Annotated in this window: 23 protein-coding genes; 15 read left to right on the top strand and 8 right to left on the bottom strand. The window is 41.5% G+C overall.

The window, feature by feature from the left end:
• Positions 1–200: 200 nt before the first annotated feature.
• The 3 genes from typA to EHR06_RS17915 form a co-directional block, all read right to left on the bottom strand.
• On the bottom strand, positions 201–2,015 hold the full coding sequence (gene typA, locus EHR06_RS17905) for a translational GTPase TypA (RefSeq protein ID WP_135758271.1): 1,815 nt from the start codon (positions 2,013–2,015) through the stop codon (positions 201–203).
• 126 nt (positions 2,016–2,141) lie between these two features.
• The gene (locus tag EHR06_RS17910; protein ID WP_135758272.1) at positions 2,142–2,999 is read right to left on the bottom strand and encodes a pirin family protein; all 858 of its coding nucleotides are present in this window, start codon (positions 2,997–2,999) and stop codon (positions 2,142–2,144) included.
• Between the two features lie 137 nt (positions 3,000–3,136).
• Positions 3,137–3,718, bottom strand: a complete 582-nt coding sequence (locus EHR06_RS17915) for a Uma2 family endonuclease (protein ID WP_135758273.1) — start codon at positions 3,716–3,718, stop codon at positions 3,137–3,139.
• Between the two features lie 183 nt (positions 3,719–3,901).
• Here EHR06_RS17915 and rplU point away from each other — a divergent pair, with 183 nt between their 5' ends.
• The 10 genes from rplU (at position 3,902) to rsfS (ending at position 10,862) form a co-directional block, all read left to right on the top strand.
• Positions 3,902–4,213, top strand: coding sequence for a 50S ribosomal protein L21 (rplU, locus tag EHR06_RS17920; protein WP_008593635.1), 312 nt, complete (start codon positions 3,902–3,904; stop codon positions 4,211–4,213).
• Positions 4,210–4,530, top strand: a complete 321-nt coding sequence (locus tag EHR06_RS17925; protein ID WP_135758274.1) for a ribosomal-processing cysteine protease Prp — start codon at positions 4,210–4,212, stop codon at positions 4,528–4,530. Before rplU ends, EHR06_RS17925 begins: the two co-directional genes overlap by 4 nt.
• A gap of 2 nt (positions 4,531–4,532) precedes the next feature.
• Complete coding sequence (gene rpmA, locus EHR06_RS17930) at positions 4,533–4,787, top strand: 50S ribosomal protein L27 (protein WP_020771288.1); 255 nt, start codon at positions 4,533–4,535, stop codon at positions 4,785–4,787.
• A gap of 96 nt (positions 4,788–4,883) precedes the next feature.
• Positions 4,884–5,939, top strand: coding sequence for a GTPase ObgE (obgE, locus tag EHR06_RS17935; RefSeq protein ID WP_135758275.1), 1,056 nt, complete (start codon positions 4,884–4,886; stop codon positions 5,937–5,939).
• A complete protein-coding gene (proB, locus tag EHR06_RS17940; RefSeq protein ID WP_135758276.1) occupies positions 5,926–6,786 on the top strand; it encodes a glutamate 5-kinase in 861 nt (286 codons plus the stop codon). Before obgE ends, proB begins: the two co-directional genes overlap by 14 nt.
• Positions 6,783–8,045 (top strand): glutamate-5-semialdehyde dehydrogenase, encoded by a 1,263-nt coding sequence (locus tag EHR06_RS17945; RefSeq protein WP_135758277.1) that lies wholly within the window; start codon positions 6,783–6,785, stop codon positions 8,043–8,045. The genes proB and EHR06_RS17945 overlap by 4 nt, the downstream gene beginning before the upstream one ends.
• Before the next feature lie 19 nt (positions 8,046–8,064).
• Complete coding sequence (locus EHR06_RS17950) at positions 8,065–8,673, top strand: nicotinate-nicotinamide nucleotide adenylyltransferase (protein WP_135758278.1); 609 nt, start codon at positions 8,065–8,067, stop codon at positions 8,671–8,673.
• A gap of 24 nt (positions 8,674–8,697) precedes the next feature.
• Positions 8,698–9,291, top strand: coding sequence for a bis(5'-nucleosyl)-tetraphosphatase (symmetrical) YqeK (gene yqeK, locus EHR06_RS17955; RefSeq protein WP_135758287.1), 594 nt, complete (start codon positions 8,698–8,700; stop codon positions 9,289–9,291).
• Positions 9,292–9,333: 42 nt separating this feature from the next.
• Positions 9,334–10,482, top strand: coding sequence for an LCP family protein (locus EHR06_RS17960; protein WP_135758279.1), 1,149 nt, complete (start codon positions 9,334–9,336; stop codon positions 10,480–10,482).
• Between the two features lie 2 nt (positions 10,483–10,484).
• The gene (gene rsfS, locus EHR06_RS17965) at positions 10,485–10,862 is read left to right on the top strand and encodes a ribosome silencing factor (RefSeq protein ID WP_086446105.1); all 378 of its coding nucleotides are present in this window, start codon (positions 10,485–10,487) and stop codon (positions 10,860–10,862) included.
• Here the strand turns inward: rsfS and EHR06_RS17970 are convergent.
• The gene (locus EHR06_RS17970; protein ID WP_135758280.1) at positions 10,859–12,946 is read right to left on the bottom strand and encodes a thioredoxin domain-containing protein; all 2,088 of its coding nucleotides are present in this window, start codon (positions 12,944–12,946) and stop codon (positions 10,859–10,861) included. The two genes, rsfS and EHR06_RS17970, sit on opposite strands and share 4 nt — an antisense overlap.
• Positions 12,947–13,041: 95 nt before the next feature.
• Between EHR06_RS17970 and EHR06_RS17975 the strand changes: the two genes are divergently transcribed.
• Entirely contained in the window at positions 13,042–14,685 is a 1,644-nt protein-coding gene (locus tag EHR06_RS17975) for a TolC family protein (protein ID WP_135758288.1), read from the top strand.
• Positions 14,686–14,696: 11 nt separating this feature from the next.
• Here the strand turns inward: EHR06_RS17975 and EHR06_RS17980 are convergent, their stop codons facing one another.
• Entirely contained in the window at positions 14,697–15,635 is a 939-nt protein-coding gene (locus EHR06_RS17980) for a cytochrome-c peroxidase (protein WP_135758281.1), read from the bottom strand.
• 154 nt (positions 15,636–15,789) lie between these two features.
• On the opposite strand from EHR06_RS17980, the gene EHR06_RS17985 reads away from it, so the two are divergent.
• The 4 genes from EHR06_RS17985 (at position 15,790) to EHR06_RS18000 (ending at position 19,699) form a co-directional block, all read left to right on the top strand.
• Positions 15,790–16,977 carry an NAD(P)/FAD-dependent oxidoreductase gene (locus EHR06_RS17985; RefSeq protein WP_135758282.1) on the top strand — a complete coding sequence of 396 codons (1,188 nt, stop codon included), beginning with the start codon at positions 15,790–15,792 and terminating at the stop codon, positions 16,975–16,977.
• Positions 16,974–17,969, top strand: a complete 996-nt coding sequence (gene sigJ, locus EHR06_RS17990; RefSeq protein WP_135758283.1) for an RNA polymerase sigma factor SigJ — start codon at positions 16,974–16,976, stop codon at positions 17,967–17,969. The genes EHR06_RS17985 and sigJ overlap by 4 nt, the downstream gene beginning before the upstream one ends.
• 199 nt (positions 17,970–18,168) lie before the next feature.
• Positions 18,169–19,005, top strand: coding sequence for an alpha/beta fold hydrolase (locus EHR06_RS17995; protein ID WP_135758289.1), 837 nt, complete (start codon positions 18,169–18,171; stop codon positions 19,003–19,005).
• Between the two features lie 103 nt (positions 19,006–19,108).
• Positions 19,109–19,699: a Crp/Fnr family transcriptional regulator gene (locus EHR06_RS18000; RefSeq protein WP_135758284.1), complete on the top strand. Its 591-nt coding sequence runs from the start codon at positions 19,109–19,111 to the stop codon at positions 19,697–19,699.
• A 55-nt stretch (positions 19,700–19,754) separates the two neighbouring features.
• Here EHR06_RS18000 and EHR06_RS18005 read toward each other — a convergent pair whose 3' ends face one another.
• From EHR06_RS18005 to EHR06_RS18015, 3 genes are all read right to left on the bottom strand, one after another.
• Positions 19,755–20,918, bottom strand: a complete 1,164-nt coding sequence (locus EHR06_RS18005) for an acyl-CoA dehydrogenase family protein (protein WP_100706713.1) — start codon at positions 20,916–20,918, stop codon at positions 19,755–19,757.
• Between the two features lie 202 nt (positions 20,919–21,120).
• Entirely contained in the window at positions 21,121–22,647 is a 1,527-nt protein-coding gene (locus tag EHR06_RS18010; RefSeq protein WP_135758285.1) for an FAD-dependent monooxygenase, read from the bottom strand.
• Positions 22,644–23,198 (bottom strand): TetR/AcrR family transcriptional regulator, encoded by a 555-nt coding sequence (locus EHR06_RS18015; protein ID WP_135758286.1) that lies wholly within the window; start codon positions 23,196–23,198, stop codon positions 22,644–22,646. The genes EHR06_RS18010 and EHR06_RS18015 overlap by 4 nt, the downstream gene beginning before the upstream one ends.
• Positions 23,199–23,558: the final 360 nt, after the last annotated feature.

Raw genomic sequence — 23,558 nt, forward strand, 5'->3', positions numbered from 1 at the left:
AAATAATCTTAAATCGATCGTTCGATTAAGAATAAATAAAAAGAATATTCTAAAATTATAATATGTTTTATACCATTTGGTGTAGCAAAAACTCTGTAGCGGTCGATACAAAACTCAGTATAAGAACTCAGTTTAGCGAGACGCACAAAAAAGGCCCGCTTAAAGCGAGCCTTCTTCTTTAAATAACCTTTAGAAAGAAATTATTTGGCAGCGCGCTTTCTTGCGTTTGCATCCAAATGTCTTTTACGAAGACGCATACTCTGAGGAGTTACTTCCAGAAGTTCATCATCGTCCAAGAACTCGATATTCTGCTCTAAGCTGAACTTACGAGGAGGAACTAATCTGATCGCCTCGTCCGCTCCGGAAGATCTTACGTTAGTAAGCTTTTTCTCTTTTACCGGGTTCACTTCCAGGTCATTATCTCTGGAGTGGATACCTATGATCATTCCCGGATATACAGGAGTTTGAGGATCGATGAGTAATTCTCCCCTTTCCTGGATTTTCCAAAGTGCATATCCTGTGGTTTCTCCTGAGTCCATGGAGATAAGTGCACCGTTCTTTCTTCCGGGAATTTCTCCCTTATAGGTGTCGAATCTTAGGAATCGGCTGGATGCCACTCCTTCTCCCTTAGTTTCAGTTACGAAGTAACCTCTGAATCCGATGATACCTCTGGTAGGAATTACGAATTCCACTCTGGTCATTCCGGACGGATGAGCATCCATTAACTGAAGCTCTCCCTTTCTACGGTTTAATTCTGCAATAATACTTCCGGTGAATTGGTCAGGTAGATCCATTACTAGATACTCGTAAGGCTCTAGTTTTTCTCCGTTTTCTCCCTTCTTGATGATTACCTCAGGACGGGAAACTTGTAGTTCGAAACCTTCTCTTCTCATTGTTTCGATCAATACGGAAAGATGTAATTCTCCTCGGCCTAAAACCTTGAAGCGGTCTTTGTCTTCCGTTTCTTCCAAACGCATTGCTACGTTTGTTTCTAATTCTCTGTCCAGACGTTCGCGGATATTTCTGGTAGTTACGAACTTACCTTCCTTACTCGCGAAAGGAGAATTGTTTACCATAAAATACATGGATACGGTTGGCTCTTCTACTTCGATAGCAGGCATTGGAGCCGCTTTACCAGGCTCACAAACTGTGTCCCCGATAAATACATCAGGTAATCCTGCGATGGAAACGATATCTCCAGCTTCTGCCTCATCGATCTCGTTCCTTTTGAGTCCTTCGAAGTTATAAAGTTTAGTGACCTTTAAAACTTGGGTTTCGTCCCTGCCGTTCGGTTTAGGGGAAACTTGGATTACGCTCATTCCTTTTTGGAGTTTACCGTTATAGATCTTACCGATTGCGATACGGCCTACGTAATCATTATAATCCAAAGAAGTAACTTGGAATTGTAGAGGAGCTTCTATATTCGCTTTAACAGGAGGTACATGTGAAAGTACAGTATCTAAAAGTGGATCCAAATTGGTTCCAGGAGCATCTTCTAATTGGCTGACCGCCCAACCTTGTTTTGCAGAAGCATAAACGATCGGGAAATCCAATTGTTCGTTTGTAGCTCCTAAATCGCTGAACAAGTCGAAAACCATATCGACCACAGCGTCAGGACGAGCTCCATCTCTATCTATTTTATTGATAACTAAAATAGGTCTATGTCCTAATTGAAGGGACTTACCTAATACGAATCTGGTTTGAGGCATGGGTCCGTCGAATGCGTCTACAAGAAGAAGACAGGAATCCGCTGTGGAAAGAACTCGCTCCACCTCTCCTCCGAAGTCCGCGTGACCTGGTGTATCTACTACGTTGATACGTGTGCCTTTATAAACAACTGCTGTGTTTTTGGCCTTGATCGTGATCCCTTTTTCTTTTTCGAGATCGTTATGATCCATGATTCTTTCACCGTCTTCTTTTGCAGTAACTGCGCCTGTTTGGCGTAAAATACCGTCTAGAAGGGTTGTTTTACCGTGGTCAACGTGTGCGATAATGGCGATATTGCGGATTTCCATGCTATGACCAAAATTTACGTAAGGGCCAGGGTGACAAGGTGGAATTTTAGGAAATTCTTTTCAATAAGATGAAAAAGAACGCGCGAAATCGCTATTAATAACCGGTTTTAAACGATCCTAAGATTCTTAATGTTCAGGCAGCGGGATCCTTTCAGTCTCCCCCGGCACATGAGCAAATCGATCTTCTTTCCAATCCACTTTTGCTTGTTCTATTCTTTCCAGAGAGCTGGATACAAAGTTCCAATACATATGCCTTGGAGTAGAAAGTGGGGTCCCGCCTAGAAGAACAATTCGAGAAGTTTCTTCCGCTCTGAATTTTACTGCCCCACCTTTTGGATAGATTGCCATGTCTCCTATGGAGATGATCTTTCCTTCTGCGTCAGCCTTACCTCTGGCAACATAAATGCCTGCTTCTTGTTCGGAGGGAACAGGCAGTTCTACTTCTGCGCCGGCCTCAACTTCCAGGTCCGCATAGAATAAGGGAGAATATACTTTAACTGGGGAAACTTCTCCCATAAAAGAACCTGCGATCAATCTGAGTTCCCAGCCTCCACCGCTGACTGTTGGCAATTCTTCTCTTTCATGATGAAAAAATTCAGGAGAGGTCTCTTCGAATTCTTTTGGCAATGCCACCCAGGTTTGGATACCTTCTAAAATGTGAAATTCAGGATCTAATTTAGATCTTTCGCTATGAACAATTCCGGAACCTGCAGTCATCCAGTTCACTTCGAATGGGCGGATATCCTCTACTTTTCCTATACTATCTCTATGAGTGATCACTCCGTCGTACAGATAAGTGACTGTGGCAAGACCTATATGAGGATGAGGACGAACTACAATTTCGGTTCCTGTCTTGATGGGAAGTGGACCCATATGATCCAGAAAAACAAAAGGTCCCACATTTCTGGCTTCGATCTGTGGAAGTACCCTTCTTACAAAAAAACCGTCTCCCAAATCTTTTTTCTTAGCGATAAGATATCTCATAATAGTATAGACTATTAGATCCGATTCCCGGCAATCTAAGCAAGATTTAAAACCCGAATTCTATTTGTTCGGGTTAAAAATACTTCGAACCTCTTCTTGAGATATTTTAGAAAACTAAAATGTATCAGTTCTAAAATTTAGGGATCTATCCCAAACTGGAATCCTGGGAATAATCTGCTTTTCCCGTCGGAGTACAATATCCATTTGTCTCCTTTGTTTTCCCAAATTTCCACCCGGGAAGAATCAGGATCTAACACCCAATATTCCTTTACGCCCAATTTCAAATACCGGTTTGCTTTTCGGCCTAGATCGGCGGTTTTTGTGGAAAAGGATAAAACTTCGGCAATCAGATCCGGAACACCTTCGATCCATTTCCTAGTGTCCGCAGAATTATCCGGAAGAAGAAGGGAAATATCCGGCCGCAAAACATCTCCTCCATCCGGGAAAAAAACATCCACATCGGATATAATTTTGACTAATGGATCGTTTTTAAGAAAGGTCCGAAGAGAGAAAATAAAATCTCCCTGGACGGAATTGTGTTTATAGAAAGGAGAAGGCGCCACGTAAAGAACACCTTCTACCATATCATAACGGAAACCGTCGTCTTCGAGGTTCTTATAGGATTCAAGGTCCACCCGTAATTTATGATAACGGGGAGTATTTTCCAGAGTAGGAGCGAACATGTTTCGATTATAGGAGTAAGCATATCGGTTGGTCAAGGACAACCTCCTAAAACTTACCGGGTCTAGATCAGAAAAACTGCGCGCGAAAAAATAGAATGGAATCACTTTTCCGGAAAGGCCTCTTGACGGAAAGATCAGCAGAATAGCCCCCCAAAACCCTTGACACCGGCTCGGACCGGTCAAAACTGGTCAAAACTCGAGAAAACTAGGCCAGTAATCATGTTCGCGATCATCTCTGTCGGCAACCGACAATTCAAAGTCACTCAGGATCTTGAATTCCTGACTGAAAAAACCGGTAAAAATGCCGGTGATACCTTCGATGCTAAGGTTCTACTATTCGCTGAAAATAATAAGGTCCATATCGGATCTCCGGAACTCAAATCCGCTAAAGTCTCCCTGAAAGTATTGGAAGATGTAAAAGGAGAAAAAGTGAGAGGATACGTTTACAAAAAACGTAAGAACTCTCAGAGAACCTGGGGACATAGACAACAACTGCAAAAAGTTAAGGTAGTTTCTCTTTCGGCAGTTTGATCCGGATTAAGATACTCCGAAAAGGAGAAGAGATCCTTGGTTTGGAATCTTCCGGGCACGCTTCTAAGATGCACGGATCCAAAGGACAAAATCTTCTCTGCGCCGCTGTCGGAGTACTCATCCAAACTCTTTACTTACATTTAAGCAAAGAAGGTTTGGCAGAAGAAGCGGTGATCGGAGACGGACTCTTGGACTTCAAGATCCTCTCCGGAAAAAAGACCGATCCGATTGTTCTTACGAGTTTTGATCTCGTGAAAAGTGGATTGGTCAACTTGAAGGAACAATATCCTTCGGAAATTGAACTCATAGGAGAATAAACATGGCACATAAGAAAGGTGGCGGTTCATCCAAAAACGGACGCGATTCCCAATCCAAACGTCTTGGTGTAAAACGTTTCGGAGGAGAGTTGGTTTTAGCGGGCAATATTCTTGTTCGTCAAAGAGGAACCAGACTGAACGCCGGAAAAAACGTTGGTGTAGGTAAAGATCATACACTTTACTCTCTGGTCGAAGGTCACGTTAAATTTGAACAAGTTTCCAAAACTAAAGTTCAAGTTTCCGTTTACCCGAAATAAGCATTAGATCTCAGATTTAGTGCGTGGAAAAAGAAAGGCCTTCCGGGGATTTTTTCCTCGAGCCTTTCTTTTTTTATTTTAGGGCCTTAGGTTCACATGGAAAAGTTTTTAGATGAAGTACTGATCGAAGTTACCGCCGGACATGGTGGAGCCGGATCCATGCATTTCAGAAGAGAGAAATATGTGGAATTCGGGGGACCTGATGGTGGTGACGGAGGAATTGGCGGCAATATTATCATGCGCGCTAACCTTTCCATGGTTACCTTAGATCGTTATCTTACTAAAAGAAGATTCAGGGCCCAGGACGGATTTCCAGGAGAAGGCAACGAAAGATCCGGTAAAAAGGGAGAGGATCTAATCCTTTTTGTCCCGCTTGGAACGCAGGTATTCGACGAAGAAAGCGGAGAACTACTTTACGATTTTGTAAAGGACGACGGAGAATTCCAAGTTGTCAAAGGCGGGAGAGGAGGAAAAGGGAACACCCATTTCAAATCTTCTACCCACCAAACTCCTAAATTTTCCCAACCTGGAGAAGATGGAGAATATAAACATCTACGCCTCAGCCTAAAACTTTTGGCAGATGTCGGAATTGTAGGACTTCCTAATGCAGGAAAGTCTACCCTACTTTCTAAAATTACGGAAGCTCATCCTAAGATCGCAGGATATGCGTTCACTACTCTTGCTCCCAACCTAGGTGTGGTTAAAAGAAAAGGAGATATCTACCGTTATACTATGGCGGATATTCCCGGGATTATAGAAGGCGCGAGCAAAGGTGTTGGCCTCGGACTTTCCTTTTTAAGACATATAGAAAGAGTAAAAGGTATATTATACGTTTTTGATGCAGCTGCATTGGATATTATAGAAGATTTCAAAATGCTCCAGGCAGAATTGAGATCTTATAATCCGGAACTTCTGAACCGACCCCACTTGATCGTTTTAAATAAAATAGATATCTGGGAAGACCAGAGTTTCACGGAAGAATTACTCAAGTCAGTTTCTTCTTTGGGAAGAGTGATCCCGATCTCCGCCCAAAAAGAGATCAATTTAGAAGAATTACTTTCCGTAATGGATTCCACCTTCTTCCAAAAAGAATTGGAAGAATTACATTTTAACGAAGAAGAACACCGGGAAAATTCAGATGAATCGAAATGATCTGAACGAGAGAATTAAAACATCCAATAAAATAGTAATTAAGATAGGTTCCGCAAGACTTTCAGGCTCGGAAGAGGAAGTGAATGATTTCCTTTTCAGTCTGGTTTCGGACATACGCTACCTAAGAGATCTTGGAAAACAAGTGATCCTAGTTTCCTCCGGAGCGATCGCAAGAGGAAGAAAACTTTTATCCACACTTCCAAACTCGGCAGAAGCAGGAGAATCTCTTCCGGAAAAGCAAGCTCTGGCTGCAATGGGCCAAAACCGCTTAGTGAACTTATACGATAGTTTTTTTTCTAAGGTAAATCTTCCGATCGCTCAGATACTTTTCGGTGTTCTGGATATGGAGAATCCGGAAGGATTCAAAAATCTAAAAAATACATTCGGACAACTTTTAGATTGGGGCATTCTACCGATCGTAAACGAGAACGACTCGGTCGCCACGGAAGAAGTAAAATTCGGAGATAACGACGTTCTTTCCGCTATAGTAAGTCTAATCGTAGAAGCGGATCTTCTGATCATTCTCACAGGTGTGGAAGGTTTTTTAAAAGATGGAAAACTCATCCCTTTCTTGGAAGAAGTAGGAAAATCCGAACTTTCCCAAGCGGGAGGCCCAAGCGGCCCAGGAACCGGAGGAATGTATACAAAACTCAAGGCGGCTTCTATCTCCAGCGAGGCAGGAATTCCTTGCGGGATCATAGACGGGAATCTTAAAAATTGCGTGCGTGAGTTTATAGAAACGAATACACTAGGGACATTGGTTGTCTCTAACGGTAAGAAGAAAAACTTTTCGGAGGAGGAAATTAAATCCATTCTCCGAGCCAAACGTAACGGAGGCCAGGAATGATCCAAAGATCCGCAGAATCCATCTACGTGGACGAACTTTGTAAATCCGCGAAAGATGCTTATAGACAAATCCGATCCATCCATACTTCCCAAAAGAATAAGGTTTTGGAAAAACTTGCAGCTGCTTTGGTTTCTCGAAAATCCGAAATTTTAAAAGAGAATGTTAAAGATCTGGAAGCAGGAAAATCAAAAGGATTATCTTCCGCACTTTTGGATAGATTGACCTTGGATGAAAAAAGGATCCAAGGACTCGCTAACGCAGTTTTAGAAATTAAGGCTCTTCCGGATCCAGTGGGAGAAACCGTAAGAGGTACCACTCTTCCGAATGGAATTCGTTTAAATACAAAAAGAGTTCCCTTAGGTGTGGTCATGGTGATCTACGAATCCAGACCGAATGTTACCATCGATGTAGGAGCTTTATCTTTTAAATCAGGGAACGCATGTATTTTGAGAGGCGGCTCGGAAGCGATCCACTCCAACACCATTCTTGCAAAAATTTTCCAAGATTGTTTAAAAGAAAAAGGTCTGCCCCCGAATGCAGTCACCTTCGTTGATAGAACGGAAAGAGAATATATGATCCCTTTCCTAAAACAAACTTCTTATATAGATATAGTAGTTCCAAGAGGCGGAGAAGGTCTCATCCGTTTTGTTTCGGAAAATTCTCTTATTCCTGTGGTAAAACACGATAAGGGAGTGGTGAATCTTTATATAGATAGATCAGCGGATCCTAAAAAAGTTTTACCGATTGCAGTTAATTCCAAGGTACAAAGGCCTGGAGTTTGTAACGCCGCGGAAAATTTAATTATACATTCCGAATATCCGTATACTAAAGAATTATTAGAAGGACTCGCGTCCAAAGGTGTACAGCTTCTTTTAGATCCAAGATCATTAAAAATTTTTCCTCAAGGCCAACCTGTTAAGGAAGAAGATTATCTAGAAGAATTTTTAGATCTAAGATTTTCAGTCAAAACAGTGGATAAGATAGAAGAAGCGATCGAATTCATTGAGGCAACTAGTTCCGGTCATACGGAAGCGATCGTGACTGAGGATGTAAGTGCTGCTAATTTTTTTAGTCGTTCCTTGGACTCCGCTGCGATATTCGTGAATATTTCCACTCGTTTTCATGACGGTGGAGAATTCGGACTAGGAGCAGAAGTTGGAATTTCAACAGGGAAACTGCATGTAAGAGGTCCGATGGGACTTGTACATCTTACAACAACCACTACATATGCGGAAGGAGAAGGACAGGTCCGAGGATAAGGGACCTTCTTCTTTTTGAATGAACTCTTCCGGTCTGGTCGGAGTTTTTGGCGGGAGCTTTGATCCTCCTCATCTAGGCCATGCAGAAGTTGCGTCCAGTTTTTGGCAAAATTTTCCGAATGCAAAAGAACTTCTGATCGTTCCGAACCATAGTTCTCCCTGGAAACAGAATAAAAAAACTCCTCCTCAATTGATCCTGGATCTTGTTAAAGCTCAGTTCCAAAATTTTCCGAATACGAAAGTTTGGGACTGGGAGATCAAAAGAGAAACTCCCAGTTATACTGAGGAAACTATTTTAGAACTTTTGAAAGTGAAACCGGATGCAGGGCTCGTACTTCTGATCGGAGAAGACAATTATTCCGAATTCCATAAATGGAAAAATTGGGAGAATATTTTAGATAAGGTACATTCTCTTTTGGTATTCAGAAGATTTTCAGAATCCATTCCCCAAAATAGGAACCTGCAAAAATTCCGAAATAAGATCGTATTTTTACAAAATCGCATCATAGAAGCAGCTTCCATAGATTTAAGAGAAGAACTTCCCAAATGTATTTTGGAGAATAGTAAACCGATTGCATTGTCGGCTGAAGTGTGGGATATCATACTTAAGAATAGATCTTATTGTTAAACGGCAATCTCCCACTTGAATCAGATGCTTCCGAACACTACCCCAGAACAGATAAAATATTTTACCGATATTGTCCCGAATGAGATCACAAAGACCCGTTGGGAACATAGTCTTCGTGTGGCAGAGATCGCTGAAGAACTCGCAAGAATCCATTCTCCGAATGAAACCAAGGAAGCTTATTTAGCAGGTGTGGTTCACGATATCACCAAACAAAAAACCAAAGAATTCCATTTGGAACTTTTTGCCAAACTGGGAGACTCTGAATCCCCTAAACTTCCGGAAGCAGCCTGGCATTCCAGATCCGCTGCTTATTATTTGGAAACGGAATACGGTTTAAAAACAAGATCCGTTTTAGATGCGGTAAAACACCATACTCTCGGCGGAGAAAACCTGAATCCGTTAGATTATATATTATATGCCGCCGACTTTTTGGGTTCCGAGTTTGCGGAAAGACAAAAGGAATATTCTGAATGGAGAAACAAGGCCAAGGAAAATTTATACTCTGCCGTTTTGAATAAGGCGGTCCATACCATGCAGGACCTTTTGGATCATAAAAGAGAGATCCATATAAGAACGATCTCCATGTATCATTTCGCCTTGGGGAAATTATCCAATTGACAGGGTTATTTTTTCTTTCTGAATGGAATCCGAGGCTTTGATTTGAGTCCTAACAAACCGATTCGACCTTTTAATCTGATTCCATTATGGATCGCCGCAGGCTTTCTATTTTTGGCGTTATTATTTTTTCTATTCCGTAATTTCAGAAGAACAGGCTTAGACGAAAAGATCAGCTCAGGCAAACCGATCCATATACTTTTCCATGCTGTAAGTAACGACGATGTATATGAATTCGGATTTTTAGCGACTATCTTCCCTTCTCAAGAAAGAGTCGGCTTATTCTTTTTTCATCCGATCACTACATTCGAAGATCCGGAAGATAGTTTAGAACAAATTAAATCCAAGGCAACATCTGCGGTAAAAGATGCGGTCCAGGATATTCTAGGTTCCAAGCCTAATTATACGGTAAAAATCAATGCTTCTTCCTTTATTAAGATAGTAGATATCTTAGGCGGAGTGAATTTATACACTGATAACCGCACGAATAGAATTTCTCCTTCTTATGTAAGAGAACCAGGTTTGTATTCTTATTCTGGAGAAGATGCGTACGATTACGTTTCTTATATGGATAAGAAGGAAACCTTGGACTATTTGGATCGTATCAGCAGACAAGAAAGTGCAGTCCTATCTATTTATGAAACCTTATACGAAAACAAAGAACTTCTGAACTCATTTTGGTCGGAGATGGTTTTCAGTCTGATAGATTCGGATCTATCCAAAGAGGATTTTTACACTCTTCTAAAATTCGCTACTTCTCATAGACTTGCATTCGGAATTACCGAACTTCCCGGAGAACCTGCATTAGATCCAAAAACAAGACGTTTATTCTTAACTGCCGATCCTGCCAGAGCCTCCGTCGCCATCCGAAAATTTCATAAAGATGTATCTGCTGAAATTTTCACTGACGGAGAATATGCCAGAACGGAAGTATTGAACGGAACAGATGTTGCCGGTCTTGCAAAAGATGTAAGAACTACATTAGCGGACAAAAGGATCAAGGTACTTTCGGTGGACAACGCCTGGACCAAAGATATCAAAAAAACGATCATCTTGGATCGTTCCGGGAATACAGCAGTGGCGGATAAAATTTCCTCCATATTAGAAAAAACAAAAGTATATCATGTATTAAGAAAGGATCTAGGACTGGACTCTACCGTGCTCTTAGGATCCGATATAGAGCCTAAAAAATAAATATGAGTCCTTCTCCCAAAAATAACCCGGAAAACACAATGGAAATCCTGAAAACTATCCATAAGATCATGCAGGATAAAAAATGCGAAGAGATCGCGGTATTAAACCTAGAATCAGTGCATTCATACTTAAGTTTCTTTTTGATCTGCACCGTGAACTCAGCAGTGCAAGCGAACGCTGTAGCGAGAGAGATCAAAAAAGCATTAAAAGGTTTTAAACTACCTCATAAGGAAACCGATAAAACGGGAACATCCTCCTCTTCCGGTTGGACCCTGCTGGACTACGGCGAATTTATAGTCCATATAATGACTCCGGAAAAAAGAGAATATTATAATCTAGACAGACTTTGGAGAGATGCGGAGAGAATAGAACTCTCTTAATCTTCTACCAATCTTGCTCTTAAGCTAGACCAATCCGATACAGGAAGTTCACAGTGAAATCCTACGCAAACGTATGCTTTCACTCCTCCTCCTGAATTTCTGTTTTTTAGAAGCAGGAATTTTTCTCCATTCTCTTTTGCTTCCTTATCGTTAGCCCATACAAGTACCGTTTCCGGCAAAAATAAGGAGCCAACTCCTTTCCAAATAGGTAATAATTCTTCTTGGGAGGAATATACTACCGCAAGTTCTCTTCCCGGAGATTTTCTAAGCCATAATGCGGAAAGCATATATGGATAACTCATCGGATAAGCTTCTAATTCAGGTTTGAAATAGGAAAGGATAGAGTCCGCATATTGCAGATATTTTTCAGAATCCACCACTCCTAACTTAGAAAGTAAAACAAATGCAGTCGCAAAGGAACTATTTGCGGAAGGTTCCACTCCATCATACCCGTCTACGGTCCTTCTGAGCAATACCTCTCCGTCTATTCCCGAATCAAAGAACACGCCGGAAGGACTTCTGAAAAGGCGGATCGCTTCTTCGGTATATCGGATCGCATTCTCCAAATATCTGAATCCTTTTCCTGCTTGGAATAGACAGAGAGAAGCCAATACAAATTCCGCATAATCGGTGCTATATGCTAAGAATCTTGCTTCTCCTTCTCTAAATCTTCGGAGAAGTCTTCCGTCTTCTCGGATCAGGTTTTTTTCCAAGAACTTATAGGTTTCTTCCGCTTCTCTTAATAGATCTCCGTCTCCGAATGCCATCGCTGCTTTTGTCAATGCCTTGATGTACAAGCAGTTCCAAGAGAATAAGATCTTATCATCCCTAAGAGGTCTGATCCTGGCGGAACGTTTTTCTAAAAGTTTTTTTCTATTTCTGGAAACGATCTCTTCCAACTCGGAAGGTTCCAAACCATGAAGTCTGGAGAAATTCATTCTGAATGTTTCGTGTAGAATATTTCTCTCTTCGAAATTTCCTTTTTCGGTGATATTCCAAAATTCATCCAAGAGAGAAGAGTCTTGTCCGCATACTTCTCTTATTTCTTCTTTTGTCCAAAGATAGAATAGGCCCTCTTCTCCTTCCGAATCCGCGTCTTCTGCGCTTGCGATCCCGCCGCCAGGCAGTCTCATATCTCTATGAAGATACTCGATCACATCATAGGCATAGTCTTTGTATTTTTCTTCCCCTACTGCCTGGTAACATTCTACCAATGCTTCCAAGAAAAGTGAATTATCATATAACATCTTCTCGAAATGAGGAACCAACCAATGGTGATCGGTGGAATACCTGCAAAGTCCCCCGCCGATCTGGTCGTAGATCCCTCCCTTTTTCATTGCGGTAAGTGTCTCTTCTACCATTTCGAGAGCTTTCGGTTCCCCGGTAGATTTATGATAACGTAATAAAAAGCTGAGACCCATACTTGGGGGAAATTTATTTACCGAATTGGATTTGAAACCCGCATACTCCGGATCATACAATCGATCGTATAATAAAAACCCATTCTCAAATACTTCCGGTCCGGGAGAAGAGGCAGATGCCCCGTCGGCAAGAGCCCTAGTTTCCTCTGATTCTTTTAAATGTTTGGTAAGATCTTCGGAAGCCTCTAGTAACTCTTCTTTTTTATCCTTCCATAATCCTGTTAAAATTCCCAAAACTTCTGTGAAACTTTTACGACCGTATTTAGGGACCGGAGGAAAATAAGTCCCACCTGTAATCGGCTTACCTTCAGGCGTTAAAAACATATTCAAAGGCCAGCCTCCCTGCTGTCCCATGGCATGTAACGCGTCCATATAGATCCGATCCACATCCGGTCTTTCTTCCCGGTCCACCTTAATGGAAACGTAATCCCTATTTAGAACTTCGGCAGTGGTTTCATTCTCAAACGATTCCTTCTCCATTACATGGCACCAGTGACAAGTGGCATAACCAATGGATAAGAAGATAATTTTATTCTCGGATTTTGCCTTTGCAAAGGCCTCTTCCGACCAGGGAAACCAGTCCACTGGATTGGTAGAATGCTGGAGTAGATAAGGACTTTTTTCAGACGCGAGTCGGTTCAATTTTTTATCTGGAGTTTTCATCGATTTTAAGCTGTCTAGACTTTTACTTTAGATTTTTCGATTTGGCAAATTCTTCCGAACCAAAAACCATGCTCCGTAGGAAGACCAACGACAATATGCTTAGGCCTGCAAATATTCCTTCGTTAAGGAAATTTTATCTGCGACTCTTGCTTGTCGGAGCTTTTGGTTTTCCAGCTTCGCAGTTCGCCCAAGAGTTAGACCCTTCCCTTCAGAATAGGCCTAGAGTTCTTAAACTCACCTTGAAAGAAGCGGTCAATTATGTCCTAGCGAATAATATCACAGTTAGAAACGCTGGGATGGAATTCGTGAAAGCGGACACTGCCGAGTTAAAAAATCTATCTCAATATGCATGGACGCTGGTCGGCGGTTTTTCGAAAACAAAAACTAATCTTCCTCTGAATAATAATAACGTTCTCTCCGGAACAAAGATCTCCAATGATCGGATAAACGTAGGGATCCAGAAAAACTTCCAAACTCTGACTTATTTTAGTTTAGAACTCAGCCATACACGATTTGACGCGGATGCATTCGAGACTCAAGCGGCGGCGGCCAGATTAGGAGCCGTAGGTTCTTATTTAGCCGCTCCTCCTCAATACACTGATGCTTTGACTGTAACTCTTGGTCAGGAACTTTTAAAGTATTCTTTCGGCCAGACTGAAAAGGAGAAACAAAAAGTCTTACAACAAAATGCGGTCATTCGCAGGGATGAACTGGTCAATATCTTAGCACAGCTTGTAGTTAAAACTCTGGTAGATTATTGGAGTTTGAGTGTTTACGATTCTCAGGTAGAAACTTTCGATAGATTAGAAAAGAATACCAAAAATATCCGAGATCTCACCGTCAGAAAACGTAATTTAGGTCTTTCCGAAGGATTCGAGGTCAACCAATGGAATAGTGCTCTCACTCAAACTGAGAATAGTTTGGAAAGAGCAAGACTTGCAAGATCGGAAGCGGAAAGAAATTTGATCCGAGTTTTGAATGTGGACCCGAGTTCTAAAATTTCCGGCATCACCGATCTTCAGGAAAAAGTTCCGAACGATATCAATCCTACTAAAGATTACCAATACGCATTGGATCATAGAATTGATCTAAAAAATTTGATCCGCCAAAGACAGATCGCAGAATTAGAGCTGAAGATCAAAAACGCGGAAGATATGCCTTCTTTAAAGATCACAGGAAGTTATTCTACAAGAGGACAAACTTTCTTAAATCCTCAGACAAACTATGTGAATCCTGATACTGGGATGATGTCTTTTAAATATCCTGAAAAAACTTTAAATTTCGCATTATCTTATCCTTTATTTGATACCGGGATCCAAACGGATATCAGAGATGCAAAACTCAAACTGGATATCTTGTCGAAACAAGAAACAGAACTCAGAACTCTGATCAAAGAAGAGTTGGACAATAGATATTATGCGATCGTTGCAGGACAGGAACTTTTAGAAACCGCCAACACTCGTAAAGAAGAAGCGGAGAAGTTCTATAAAGGTGTCCAAGCACGTTTCAATCAGGGAAGATTTACCGCAGTATTGGTTAAATCCGCTCTGGACGGTTTGATCCAAGCAGAGTTACAAGTGGCCCAAGCAAGGATCAATTTTAACGTGGATATCATCCGTTACGAACTGGCAAGAAACTCCGTTTTCGAGAAGTTCGGAGTGAATGTGAATGAGATCGTAGACACGATCATCAAAAACGAAGTAGAGAGAGCGCGGCAAGCTACTCCTTCCGATAAATAATCTAAGATATATTAAGCTTTTGGTATAGAAGGTATTTCCAATTGGATTGGTTCCCCTTCTAACGCTTTTAAGAACTCGATCAAATCCTTTTTGTCCTGATCGGAAAGTTCCGCAGGTCTTAACATTGGATCGTGGACCGCTTTGGAATGACCACCTTCAGCGAAGTGGTTCACCGTATCTTCTATAGATCCGAAAATCCCATTATGCATGAATGTTTTCTTTTTGGTAACATCTCTTAATGTAGGAGTTCTAACCTTATCTTTAATACCTGCAAGACCGGTTGTATGCAATTCGGAATCGGAGAAGTTAGGCCCCTGGTGACATTGGATACATTTTGCCTTGTTCTGGAAAACATCCCAACCTCTGATCTGAGCAGGAGTGAGTGCTGTCTCTTCTCCCATCACGAATTTATCAAAGCTGGAGTTTTTACTTACTATGGTCCTTTGGAATGTAGAAAGTGCTAAAACTATTCTTTCTCCCGTAATTCCAGGATCTCCATATGCCTTTTCAAAAAGTTCCTTATAACCCTGGATAGAAGAGATCCTTTGGATGAGCTTTGTTTCATTTTGGAATAATAGTTTTGAATGCACTTTATCTTTTACAAGATCTTCCAACTCTTTTGCTTCCGGATCTTTGAATACATCCTTATACAATGCTACGTTGGTAAGAGAAGGAGCAGGATTATGGATTTTGGTACGAGGAAAACCTTCGGCAGGAGAAGCAGTATTATGACAGCTTGCACAGCTTACATCTTGGTTGAAAGAAAGTCTAGAATCGAAATATAGAGTCTTACCCAACTCCACCTTTTCTTGGTTGAATGGGTTATTACTGGGGTGAATTACACTTTTAACAACGAATCCTTCCAGCTCTGGGATCGGCTTTTTTTCCTTACATACAATCAATCCTAAGATCGAAACCAAGAAAAGGATCAGGAAAAAAATACGCTTCATAGTTCCTTATCCAGGATGCTTAAAAGAATGCCTCTGTCAATCTCCTAATCAGAAGCATTCTAAAAGTCGTCTGAGACCTCTTCTCAAAGAAAATTCAAAACACTGTCACAAGTAATGATTCGGATGCGTCTTGCCTATAGAACCGGAGGCAACCATGTCAAAGAAGAAGGTATTGATCGTCGGCGGAGGTTACGCAGGGATCGCAGCGGCAAACAGATTAACGCGCAAAAGTCCAGAAGTAGAAATTACTCTGATCACTGCGGAACCGATCTTTAGGGAAAAGATCAGAAACCACCAAGTAATCGCAGGAACCAAAGGAAAAGATTTCCAGATCCGAAATTTATTGAATCCAAAGGTAAGTCTTATCATCCAAAGAGTAGAAAAAATATTTCCGAAAGAGAACAAAGTTCTCTTAAATGATGGGACCACCTTTGAATACGATTATCTGGGCTATACCGCAGGGATGAGGGCAGGAGATCCAGGCACAAAAGGGATCAATTATTTCTCGGTGGCGAGTTTCCAAGATTCGGAACGACTGAGAAAAGAATTAAACAATCGTCCTAATGCAAAAATTACCGTATTAGGCGGAGGACTTTCAGGGATAGAAGTAGCAACGGAACTCGCAGAAAATTATCCAAATGCAAAAATAACACTTTTGGATTCGGATAAGATCGGAAAAAATTTCTCTTCAAACGCAGTTCTTTATATGAAAGAAGTCCTGAAAAATCTGCACGTAAACCTGATCGAAGGAGAAAGAGGAGAGCTTCTATTAGAAGATAAAATCAAAACTTCTAGTGGAACCGAGGTCCTTCATGATTATTGCGTGATCTCCGCAGGGCTTGTGGCTTCCGATCTGGGAAAAAACTCAGGATTAGAATCCAACAAGATCGGCCAGGTTTATCTGAACGAGTATATGCAGGTTCCTGAATATTCCAATATCATTGGAGCGGGAGACGCGGTAAAAGTTCCGGGCGAAGAATATTCCTATTTAAGAATGGCATGTGCCACAGCTCTTCCAATGGGAATTTATCTGGGAGAAAGAATATCCAGCCTAATGGGAAATAAATCCGCAATAGGGCAAAAACCTTTCGAACTGGCATATGTAGGACGTTGTGTAAGTTTAGGAAGGAAAGAAGGATTATTCCAATTCTTAAACTATGACGATAGCCCTAAGGAAAAATTTTGGACAGGAAGATTAGGAGCCTTTGTAAAAGAGCTTATTTGTAAATTCACAGTCTTCTCCTTTAAGGCAGAAAAATATTTCGATTTTTATGCGATCCCTCAACCTAAAGAAAAAGATTCAGTCAAACAAAACGAAAGATTGGCGACGGCAGAAAAATGAACACCCAAGAAAGACTAGATCAATTTATAGAAAACAAAGGTTTGGTCTTTGGGATCGCCTATAAGATGACAGGGAGTGTGGTAGAAGCCGAGGATATAGTGCAGGAAACTTTTCTACGATGGGAAAAATCCAAAGAAGAAAAGATCAGATCTCCTAAGGCATTTTTATCCACAGTTGCAGCCAGACTCTCCCTGGATTCTTTAAGAAAAGCAAAAAGGAAAAGGGAAACCTATATAGGTCCATGGTTACCGGAGCCATTGGCTCCGGAACCTATGGAAGAAGAGCCGGATACTGAAACATTGGATCTGGCATTTTTACATCTATTAGAAAAACTGAATCCAATCGAAAGAGCAGTGTTCTTACTTAGAGAAAGTTTCGAAATGGGTTACGATTCCATTTCCCAAGTAGTGGGAAAAAATCAGGAGAATTGCAGGCAAATCCTAAAAAGAGCCAAAGAATCTCTCAAATCCGATCGTAAAAAGTATGATGCCCCTTCCGAAAAAAGAAAAAAGATCTTCCGTGATTTTTTACTCGCTTCTTCCAAAGGAAAACCGGAGCTGCTCGTTCCTTTCTTAAAGGAAGAAATCGTTCTTTGGTCTGACGGCGGTGGAAAAGTAAATGCTGCGAGAATTCCAATCATTGGAAAAGAAAGAGCTTCTCATTTCTTCATCCGGACCGGAAGTAATAAACTCAAATATACTTTGGACTTTTATTTCGGAATGGTAAATGGCGCGGAAACATTGATCGGCTATTATAATAATCAACCTGCATATCTGCAAAGTTTTCTCATAGAGGAAGACGGAATTTCTAAAATTTATTCAGTGCTAAATCCGGATAAATTAAAATCGATGGAGAACAAACATAAACTGATCGAAGAAGGGCTGATCTATCCTTTAGAGAATTTCTTATTATTCCCTCATACATATCGTAAGAAGGTCGCAAAATGGTTAAACCCAGTGGCCAAACTAGTAAAATGGGCGATAGTAAGATAGTCGCTTCGCTCCTGAAGCTGCCTTATGTTGTGTTGCGACTATAAAAGCAATTAACATAGGATAATCCGTTTATCTACAGATCCCCTTCTCCCTTCTTGACTTCCATTCTTCTTTAAGAGAAGATCCAAATATGAAACGAATACTAACGACAAACTTACTCTTAGGTTTGTTACTCATTCAATGCAGTGGAGGAGAAAAGATGGAAACAGTTTTAGAAAACAAAAAACCGTCCCCAAAATTACCCAGCGGATATTATACTTCTAAATTAGGAAAGATCGCCTATTGGATAGAAGGAAAAGGAAAAACCATCTTCTTACTACATTCCGCAGGACATGATCATAACGATTTTGAATCTATTCTTCCAAGTTTATCAGAAAAATATAAAGTGATTTCTCTGGACTGGCCGGGCCATGGACTATCTGAAAATCCACAACCTGCGGCTTCTGCTTCTGCGGTAGAATATGCGGAAATTCTTCCTGACTTAGTTACACAACTGGCTCCAGAAGGCGGGATCTTTATTGGCAATTCTCTAGGAGGATTTGCCTCCATGGATCTTGCTTTGAAAAAACCCGAACTTGTAAAAGGGTTAGTGATCGTAGACTCCGGTGGGCTAAACGATCCGGACTGGATCACAAAAAGTTTTGCAGGATTAAAATCCAAGGTTTGGTTTACAGGACTCGTTTGGAATATCTTCCCGAATCATTATATAAAGATCAGAAACAAATACACAGAGTCCATTCTAACCAGGATCAAAGAAAGAGAAGATGTAGAAGGCGCGAAAGAAGTAAACGCTTCCATCTGGAAAAGTTTTTTGGATGAAAGACATGATCTAAGAGAGAAAGTCTCTCAGATCCAGGCGCCCACATTGATCGTTTGGGGAGAATATGATCCTGTTATAGATCCGAAACTTGCTCTTAGGCTTCATGAAAAAGTAAAAGGTTCAAAGCTTGCGTATCTAAAAACAGGACATGTACCTTTTGCAGAAAATCCGAAAGAATTTCTAAAAGTCGCCCTCCCCTTTTTGGATTCCATATAAGAGCCGCACCACCGACTTCGAATGTTTTTGGATTTTCCCAATAATTAGATTTGTAAAATTTCCGTTGGCGGACTTTCTTTAGAAATCTGCGAGCGGGAATTGTATGGATCAAAAAGATCTAAATTGGGAAAAAATTTACCAAACCGTGAACCGGATCTCCCCCATCCCAAAAGAAGTCTGGAAAAAATCGGAAGCACTATATACGATCCGCAAATTAGAATACGGAGATTTTCTGATCAAACAGGGAGCCCAGCCCACTGAGTTTGCTTTCGTATTTTCGGGTGTTTTGAGAGAATATTATCTCACCGACCAAGGAAATGAGTACATCAAAAGTTTCAATTTCCCGGGAGACTTTACTGGATCTTATTTCGATTTACTAACAGAACAACCTTCTACCTGTAATATCAGAGCGATCACTGATTGTGAACTTGCAGTCGCAAAATTCTCGGAATTCAGAAAACTTTTCTCCCAAAACATCGCCTGGGAAAGGCTGGGTAGAATATTCGCGGAGAATTTATTCTTAAAAAAAGCGAGAAGAGAATATGAGCTCTTAGCTTTAAGTGCAGAAGAAAGATACGATCTACTTTTAGGATCCAGACCGGATATAGAAGAGCTGATTCCTCAATATCATATAGCGTCCTATTTAGGAATTACTCCCGTATCCTTAAGCAGGATCAGAGCGAAGAGAAAATAAAAAAGGCGCCGGGGAAACCGACGCCTTCTTAAAGCTTTGCAATATTAGAAAATTCTTATTTTGCGGAAGCTGCTTCGCGGATCACATAAGCTGCGATCTCGTTTTTCTGAATTTGAGTGGTTCCTTCAAAGATACAAAGGATTTTCGCGTCTCTCATCAGTTTTTCAACCGGATATTCTTTAGTGTAACCGTATCCGCCGAAAATTTGAACTGCGTCAGTAGCAGCTTTCATTGCAGTCTCGGAGCAATAAGCTTTTGCGATTGCAGAATATTTCGGAAGACGAGGATCTTCAGCGTCAGACATACGAGCAGAAAGATAGCAGATCTGACGTGCAGTTTCTACACCGATAGACATATCAGCAAGCATGTGTTGAACAGCTTGGAAGCTGGAAATTTTAGAACCGAACTGCTCTCTTTGGCGAGCGTATTTAGATGCGTGATCTAAAGCAGCTTGAGCGACACCCACTCCCATAGCAGCAACGTATGGACGAGATGCGTTCAGAGTTTGAAGAGCGTAGATAAACCCGAGGTTTTCTTTTCCGATCATGTTAGCTTCTTCAACTGCACAATCTTCGAAGATGATCTGACGAGTGTCGGATGCACGAATACCTAGTTTATCTTCTTTTTTACCAACGATCAAACCTGGGGTATCACGTTTTACGTAGAAGCAGGAAACTCCGCGAGTTCCACGGCCTTTATCAGTATAAGCAAAAACGGTATAAGCCCCTGCGCTACCGCCACCGGTAATCCATTGTTTGGTTCCGTTGATGACCCATTTGTCGCCTTTTTTAACTGCAGTAGTGCTCATACCAGGAACGTCAGAACCTGCGCCAGGCTCGGAAAGACAGAAAGAAACTCCGTATTCTCCGTCAACGACTGGCTGAAGCCATTTTTTCTTTTGTTCGTGGCTCGCACCTTTCATGATTGGAAGGATACCAAGACCGGTATAACCGAAACAAAGGCTGATACCGAGACATCCTCTGGAAAGTTCTTCGGTTACCAAACACTGCTCTACTGAACCAAGTCCCCATCCACCGTATTCTTCGGGGATAGTGAGTCCGTTGACTCCTAACTCGGTTCTCATTCTATTGATAAGTTCTTCTGGATGCTTATTTGCTTCGTCCCAATGGATAGCAACTTCATGGGTGATCTCTTTCTTAACGAAAGAACGAATCGTGTCCCTAATCTCGATCTGCTGCTCAGTCAGTTCCTGATACATTTTTTCCCTTCTTGCGAGAGTTTCTAGTCCTAATTTTTCGCCATAGTCGATTCGATCAAGAAAAACATGGCTGATTAAACGTTCATTTTAGCCCTAATGGGACAGAATTCCTGGAAATCTCGTTATTTTCCTAGATTTTGGCGATCCGAAAGCATATAAAAAACAGAACGTTCGTTCTGTTAATGATTACCTAGTAGAATTTTCAGGAAATTAATTGAGCAAACCAAAGTGAAGCTGACTGTCTAATAGATTGCTCATTAGGTTCACTATCGGAAGCCCAGGCGATAATTCCGTCGGGACGTATCAGCACAGCGCTCAAACCTAACTGCTCTTTTGCCCTGCCAGAAACATATTTTATTCTATCTCCATATTCATCCGCCAAGGTTTTAAGAGAAGTTTTTGTATCAAAATCGAGAAGTATTCCTTGGCCGTCCTTCATAAGTTCACCGATCCTTCTACCATCTTCAAACTCAAAGTTCGGAACACTATAACCCGCCAAAGGATGAACATCACCCAGATCATAATGAGTGAAAATTCCCCAAACTCTTGCGGCCATATAGGTAGAAGTATCGCGAGTCTCCATAAGATCTCTCATAATAGAATTCAATGCGCGAGCCTGTGGATCCGGCTTCATGATCATCACCTGAGCGCGAGACCAATCCAGAACCTGGGCGCCAATCGGATGCCGCTCCGTATAATAAGTATCCAATAAACCTTCCGGAGCTTTTTTATGAATGGTCGCAGCAAGTTTCCATCCAAGATTCATAGCATCTCCCAATCCAAGATTTAACCCTTGGCCTCCTAAAGGGGAATGAATATGCGCTGCATCTCCTGCTAAAAGGATCCTTCCATTTCTATAGTTTGTTGCCTGTCTTGCTCTATCAGTCCAAGTAGTTGCAAAATGAAGAGCGCTGATAGTAACATCCGTATTCGAAATACGGCGTAGAACTTTCTGCACATGCTCGAGTGTGATCGGCTTTTCTGAACTATGGAATTCTCCAGAATCAAAATCTTGGATCACGATGAAGCCGGGCTGGGATTGTAAATACATTCCTCTTTCGGTTAGATTCCTTCCTGGACCTAACTTTTCCGGATCGGCGATATCAACCTTGGTGGAATAGCCTGTAAATTCGGGCTCAGTACCTGCAAATTCAAAACCTCCAAATTTACGAACAACACTTCGAGCTCCATCGCAACCTACAAGCCATCGGCCTTGAAAAGATCGATCTCCCGATTGAACAGTCACTCCATCATCCGTCTGGTTAAAAGAGGTCAGAGGAAAACCTCTCTTAATCTCTACACCGAGCGCTTCTGCGCGACGAGTCAGAATAGTTTCCATCTCTTCCATTGCGGAGATCAAATTGGTCTCAGTGGAACTATCTAATCGATGTTTCCATTGCGAAGTATCCACATTACCTTCAAGAAATGGAATCCCGGCAAAATGTCCTACCTGACGACGCGGCCCCTGTTGAACCGTGTTTGCATGAGGATTTTTAAGACGTTTATGTATTTCAAGTTCTTCTAATAATCCTCTGCGGTAGAGAGCCTCTATACTCGGAGCAGATAGTCCACGCACTCCAAAAGGAAGTTGTTTGAATGGAGACCAAGGACTCTCCGCTTTTTCTAATATAAGAACTTTGCATTTTGCTAATGCAAGTTCGCAGGCTAAAAAAAGTCCTACCGGGCCCGCTCCGGAAATAATAACATCATGTGGTTGGCCTTGTTTCATTTATTCCACCCATTCTTCAAAATTTTAAACGTGAGATTTAATACATCCTTTGGAGAAGGAGAATTACATGCGAAACTCACACCTTCCAGGACCAACTTTGCAATACATTCCGCTTCCATCTTATTGACGCCTGAATCGTTTTGGATCTCTTTAGCTAAAGAATTTTCATAACGAGCCCATAAACCGCGCAGATAGGAAGTAAGTTCAGGAGAAGATCGGATAAGTTTTCCAAATCCGGAGAAGGTCTTTTTATTCGGAGGGTTGAATAACTTGCTTGAGAAAAAGTATCGATAGAGAGCATCCAGAATGGTTTGGTCCTTCTTTCGTTCTCGAATCGCCTTCAAGATATCCGCATCTATCTCATCTTCAAGATCGAAAATGAGAGATTCTTTGGTCGGAAAATAATTGAAAAGTGTAGTAACGGCGACTTCCGCCTTTTCGGCTATTTCAACGATAGTAACCGCGTCATACCCCTTTTCTATAAATAGATCACGAGCAATATCCGAGATAAGTTTACGAGTTTTAGCCTTCTTTGTCTCACGCAATCCCATCCGAATTCTCTCCTACGATCGATCTCAATATTGAGCCTGCGAGGCCATAAAACAATATCAACTATAATTTTGTAGTAACTACATTTTCATATCCTATCCAATAATTCGAAATATCAAAACGAGTCCCTTTAGGGATGCGGGCGACTCCTCGCGAACGCGAGGCCGCGCTGCTACGGGCTACGCTATCGCTTCGGTCTCTTCGAGACTAAACCCTGCGCATCGCTGTCGCGGGAGGGAGATATGACTTTGATTGAGAGCTTTGGTTGTAAAAAGGCCCCACCCTGGTACAAACCGGAGACATGGGTAACAAAATAGACCGGGAACATAGGTAACACTAAACGTATGCAAAGGAGGGTTAAT

The sequence above is a fragment of the Leptospira dzoumogneensis genome, from assembly GCF_004770895.1.
GTDB classification, from domain to species: Bacteria; Spirochaetota; Leptospiria; order Leptospirales; family Leptospiraceae; genus Leptospira_B; species Leptospira_B dzoumogneensis.

What these genes read in the sequence shown, in the direction of transcription:
- EHR06_RS17985 (WP_135758282.1), top strand. Translation starts at nt 15,790, where the DNA reads ATGTCAAAGAAGAAGGTATTGATCGTCGGCGGAGGTTACGCAGGGATC.
- EHR06_RS17945 (WP_135758277.1), top strand. Translation starts at nt 6,783, where the DNA reads ATGATCCAAAGATCCGCAGAATCCATCTACGTGGACGAACTTTGTAAA.
- EHR06_RS17910 (WP_135758272.1), bottom strand. Translation starts at nt 2,999, where the DNA reads ATGAGATATCTTATCGCTAAGAAAAAAGATTTGGGAGACGGTTTTTTT.
- rplU (WP_008593635.1), top strand. Translation starts at nt 3,902, where the DNA reads ATGTTCGCGATCATCTCTGTCGGCAACCGACAATTCAAAGTCACTCAG.
- EHR06_RS17980 (WP_135758281.1), bottom strand. Translation starts at nt 15,635, where the DNA reads ATGAAGCGTATTTTTTTCCTGATCCTTTTCTTGGTTTCGATCTTAGGA.
- sigJ (WP_135758283.1), top strand. Translation starts at nt 16,974, where the DNA reads ATGAACACCCAAGAAAGACTAGATCAATTTATAGAAAACAAAGGTTTG.
- obgE (WP_135758275.1), top strand. Translation starts at nt 4,884, where the DNA reads ATGGAAAAGTTTTTAGATGAAGTACTGATCGAAGTTACCGCCGGACAT.
- yqeK (WP_135758287.1), top strand. Translation starts at nt 8,698, where the DNA reads ATGCTTCCGAACACTACCCCAGAACAGATAAAATATTTTACCGATATT.
- rsfS (WP_086446105.1), top strand. Translation starts at nt 10,485, where the DNA reads ATGAGTCCTTCTCCCAAAAATAACCCGGAAAACACAATGGAAATCCTG.
- EHR06_RS17975 (WP_135758288.1), top strand. Translation starts at nt 13,042, where the DNA reads ATGCTTAGGCCTGCAAATATTCCTTCGTTAAGGAAATTTTATCTGCGA.
- rpmA (WP_020771288.1), top strand. Translation starts at nt 4,533, where the DNA reads ATGGCACATAAGAAAGGTGGCGGTTCATCCAAAAACGGACGCGATTCC.
- EHR06_RS18015 (WP_135758286.1), bottom strand. Translation starts at nt 23,198, where the DNA reads ATGGGATTGCGTGAGACAAAGAAGGCTAAAACTCGTAAACTTATCTCG.
- EHR06_RS18000 (WP_135758284.1), top strand. Translation starts at nt 19,109, where the DNA reads ATGGATCAAAAAGATCTAAATTGGGAAAAAATTTACCAAACCGTGAAC.
- EHR06_RS18010 (WP_135758285.1), bottom strand. Translation starts at nt 22,647, where the DNA reads ATGAAACAAGGCCAACCACATGATGTTATTATTTCCGGAGCGGGCCCG.
- EHR06_RS17995 (WP_135758289.1), top strand. Translation starts at nt 18,169, where the DNA reads ATGGAAACAGTTTTAGAAAACAAAAAACCGTCCCCAAAATTACCCAGC.
- proB (WP_135758276.1), top strand. Translation starts at nt 5,926, where the DNA reads ATGAATCGAAATGATCTGAACGAGAGAATTAAAACATCCAATAAAATA.
- EHR06_RS17950 (WP_135758278.1), top strand. Translation starts at nt 8,065, where the DNA reads ATGAACTCTTCCGGTCTGGTCGGAGTTTTTGGCGGGAGCTTTGATCCT.
- typA (WP_135758271.1), bottom strand. Translation starts at nt 2,015, where the DNA reads ATGGAAATCCGCAATATCGCCATTATCGCACACGTTGACCACGGTAAA.
- EHR06_RS17970 (WP_135758280.1), bottom strand. Translation starts at nt 12,946, where the DNA reads ATGAAAACTCCAGATAAAAAATTGAACCGACTCGCGTCTGAAAAAAGT.
- EHR06_RS18005 (WP_100706713.1), bottom strand. Translation starts at nt 20,918, where the DNA reads ATGTATCAGGAACTGACTGAGCAGCAGATCGAGATTAGGGACACGATT.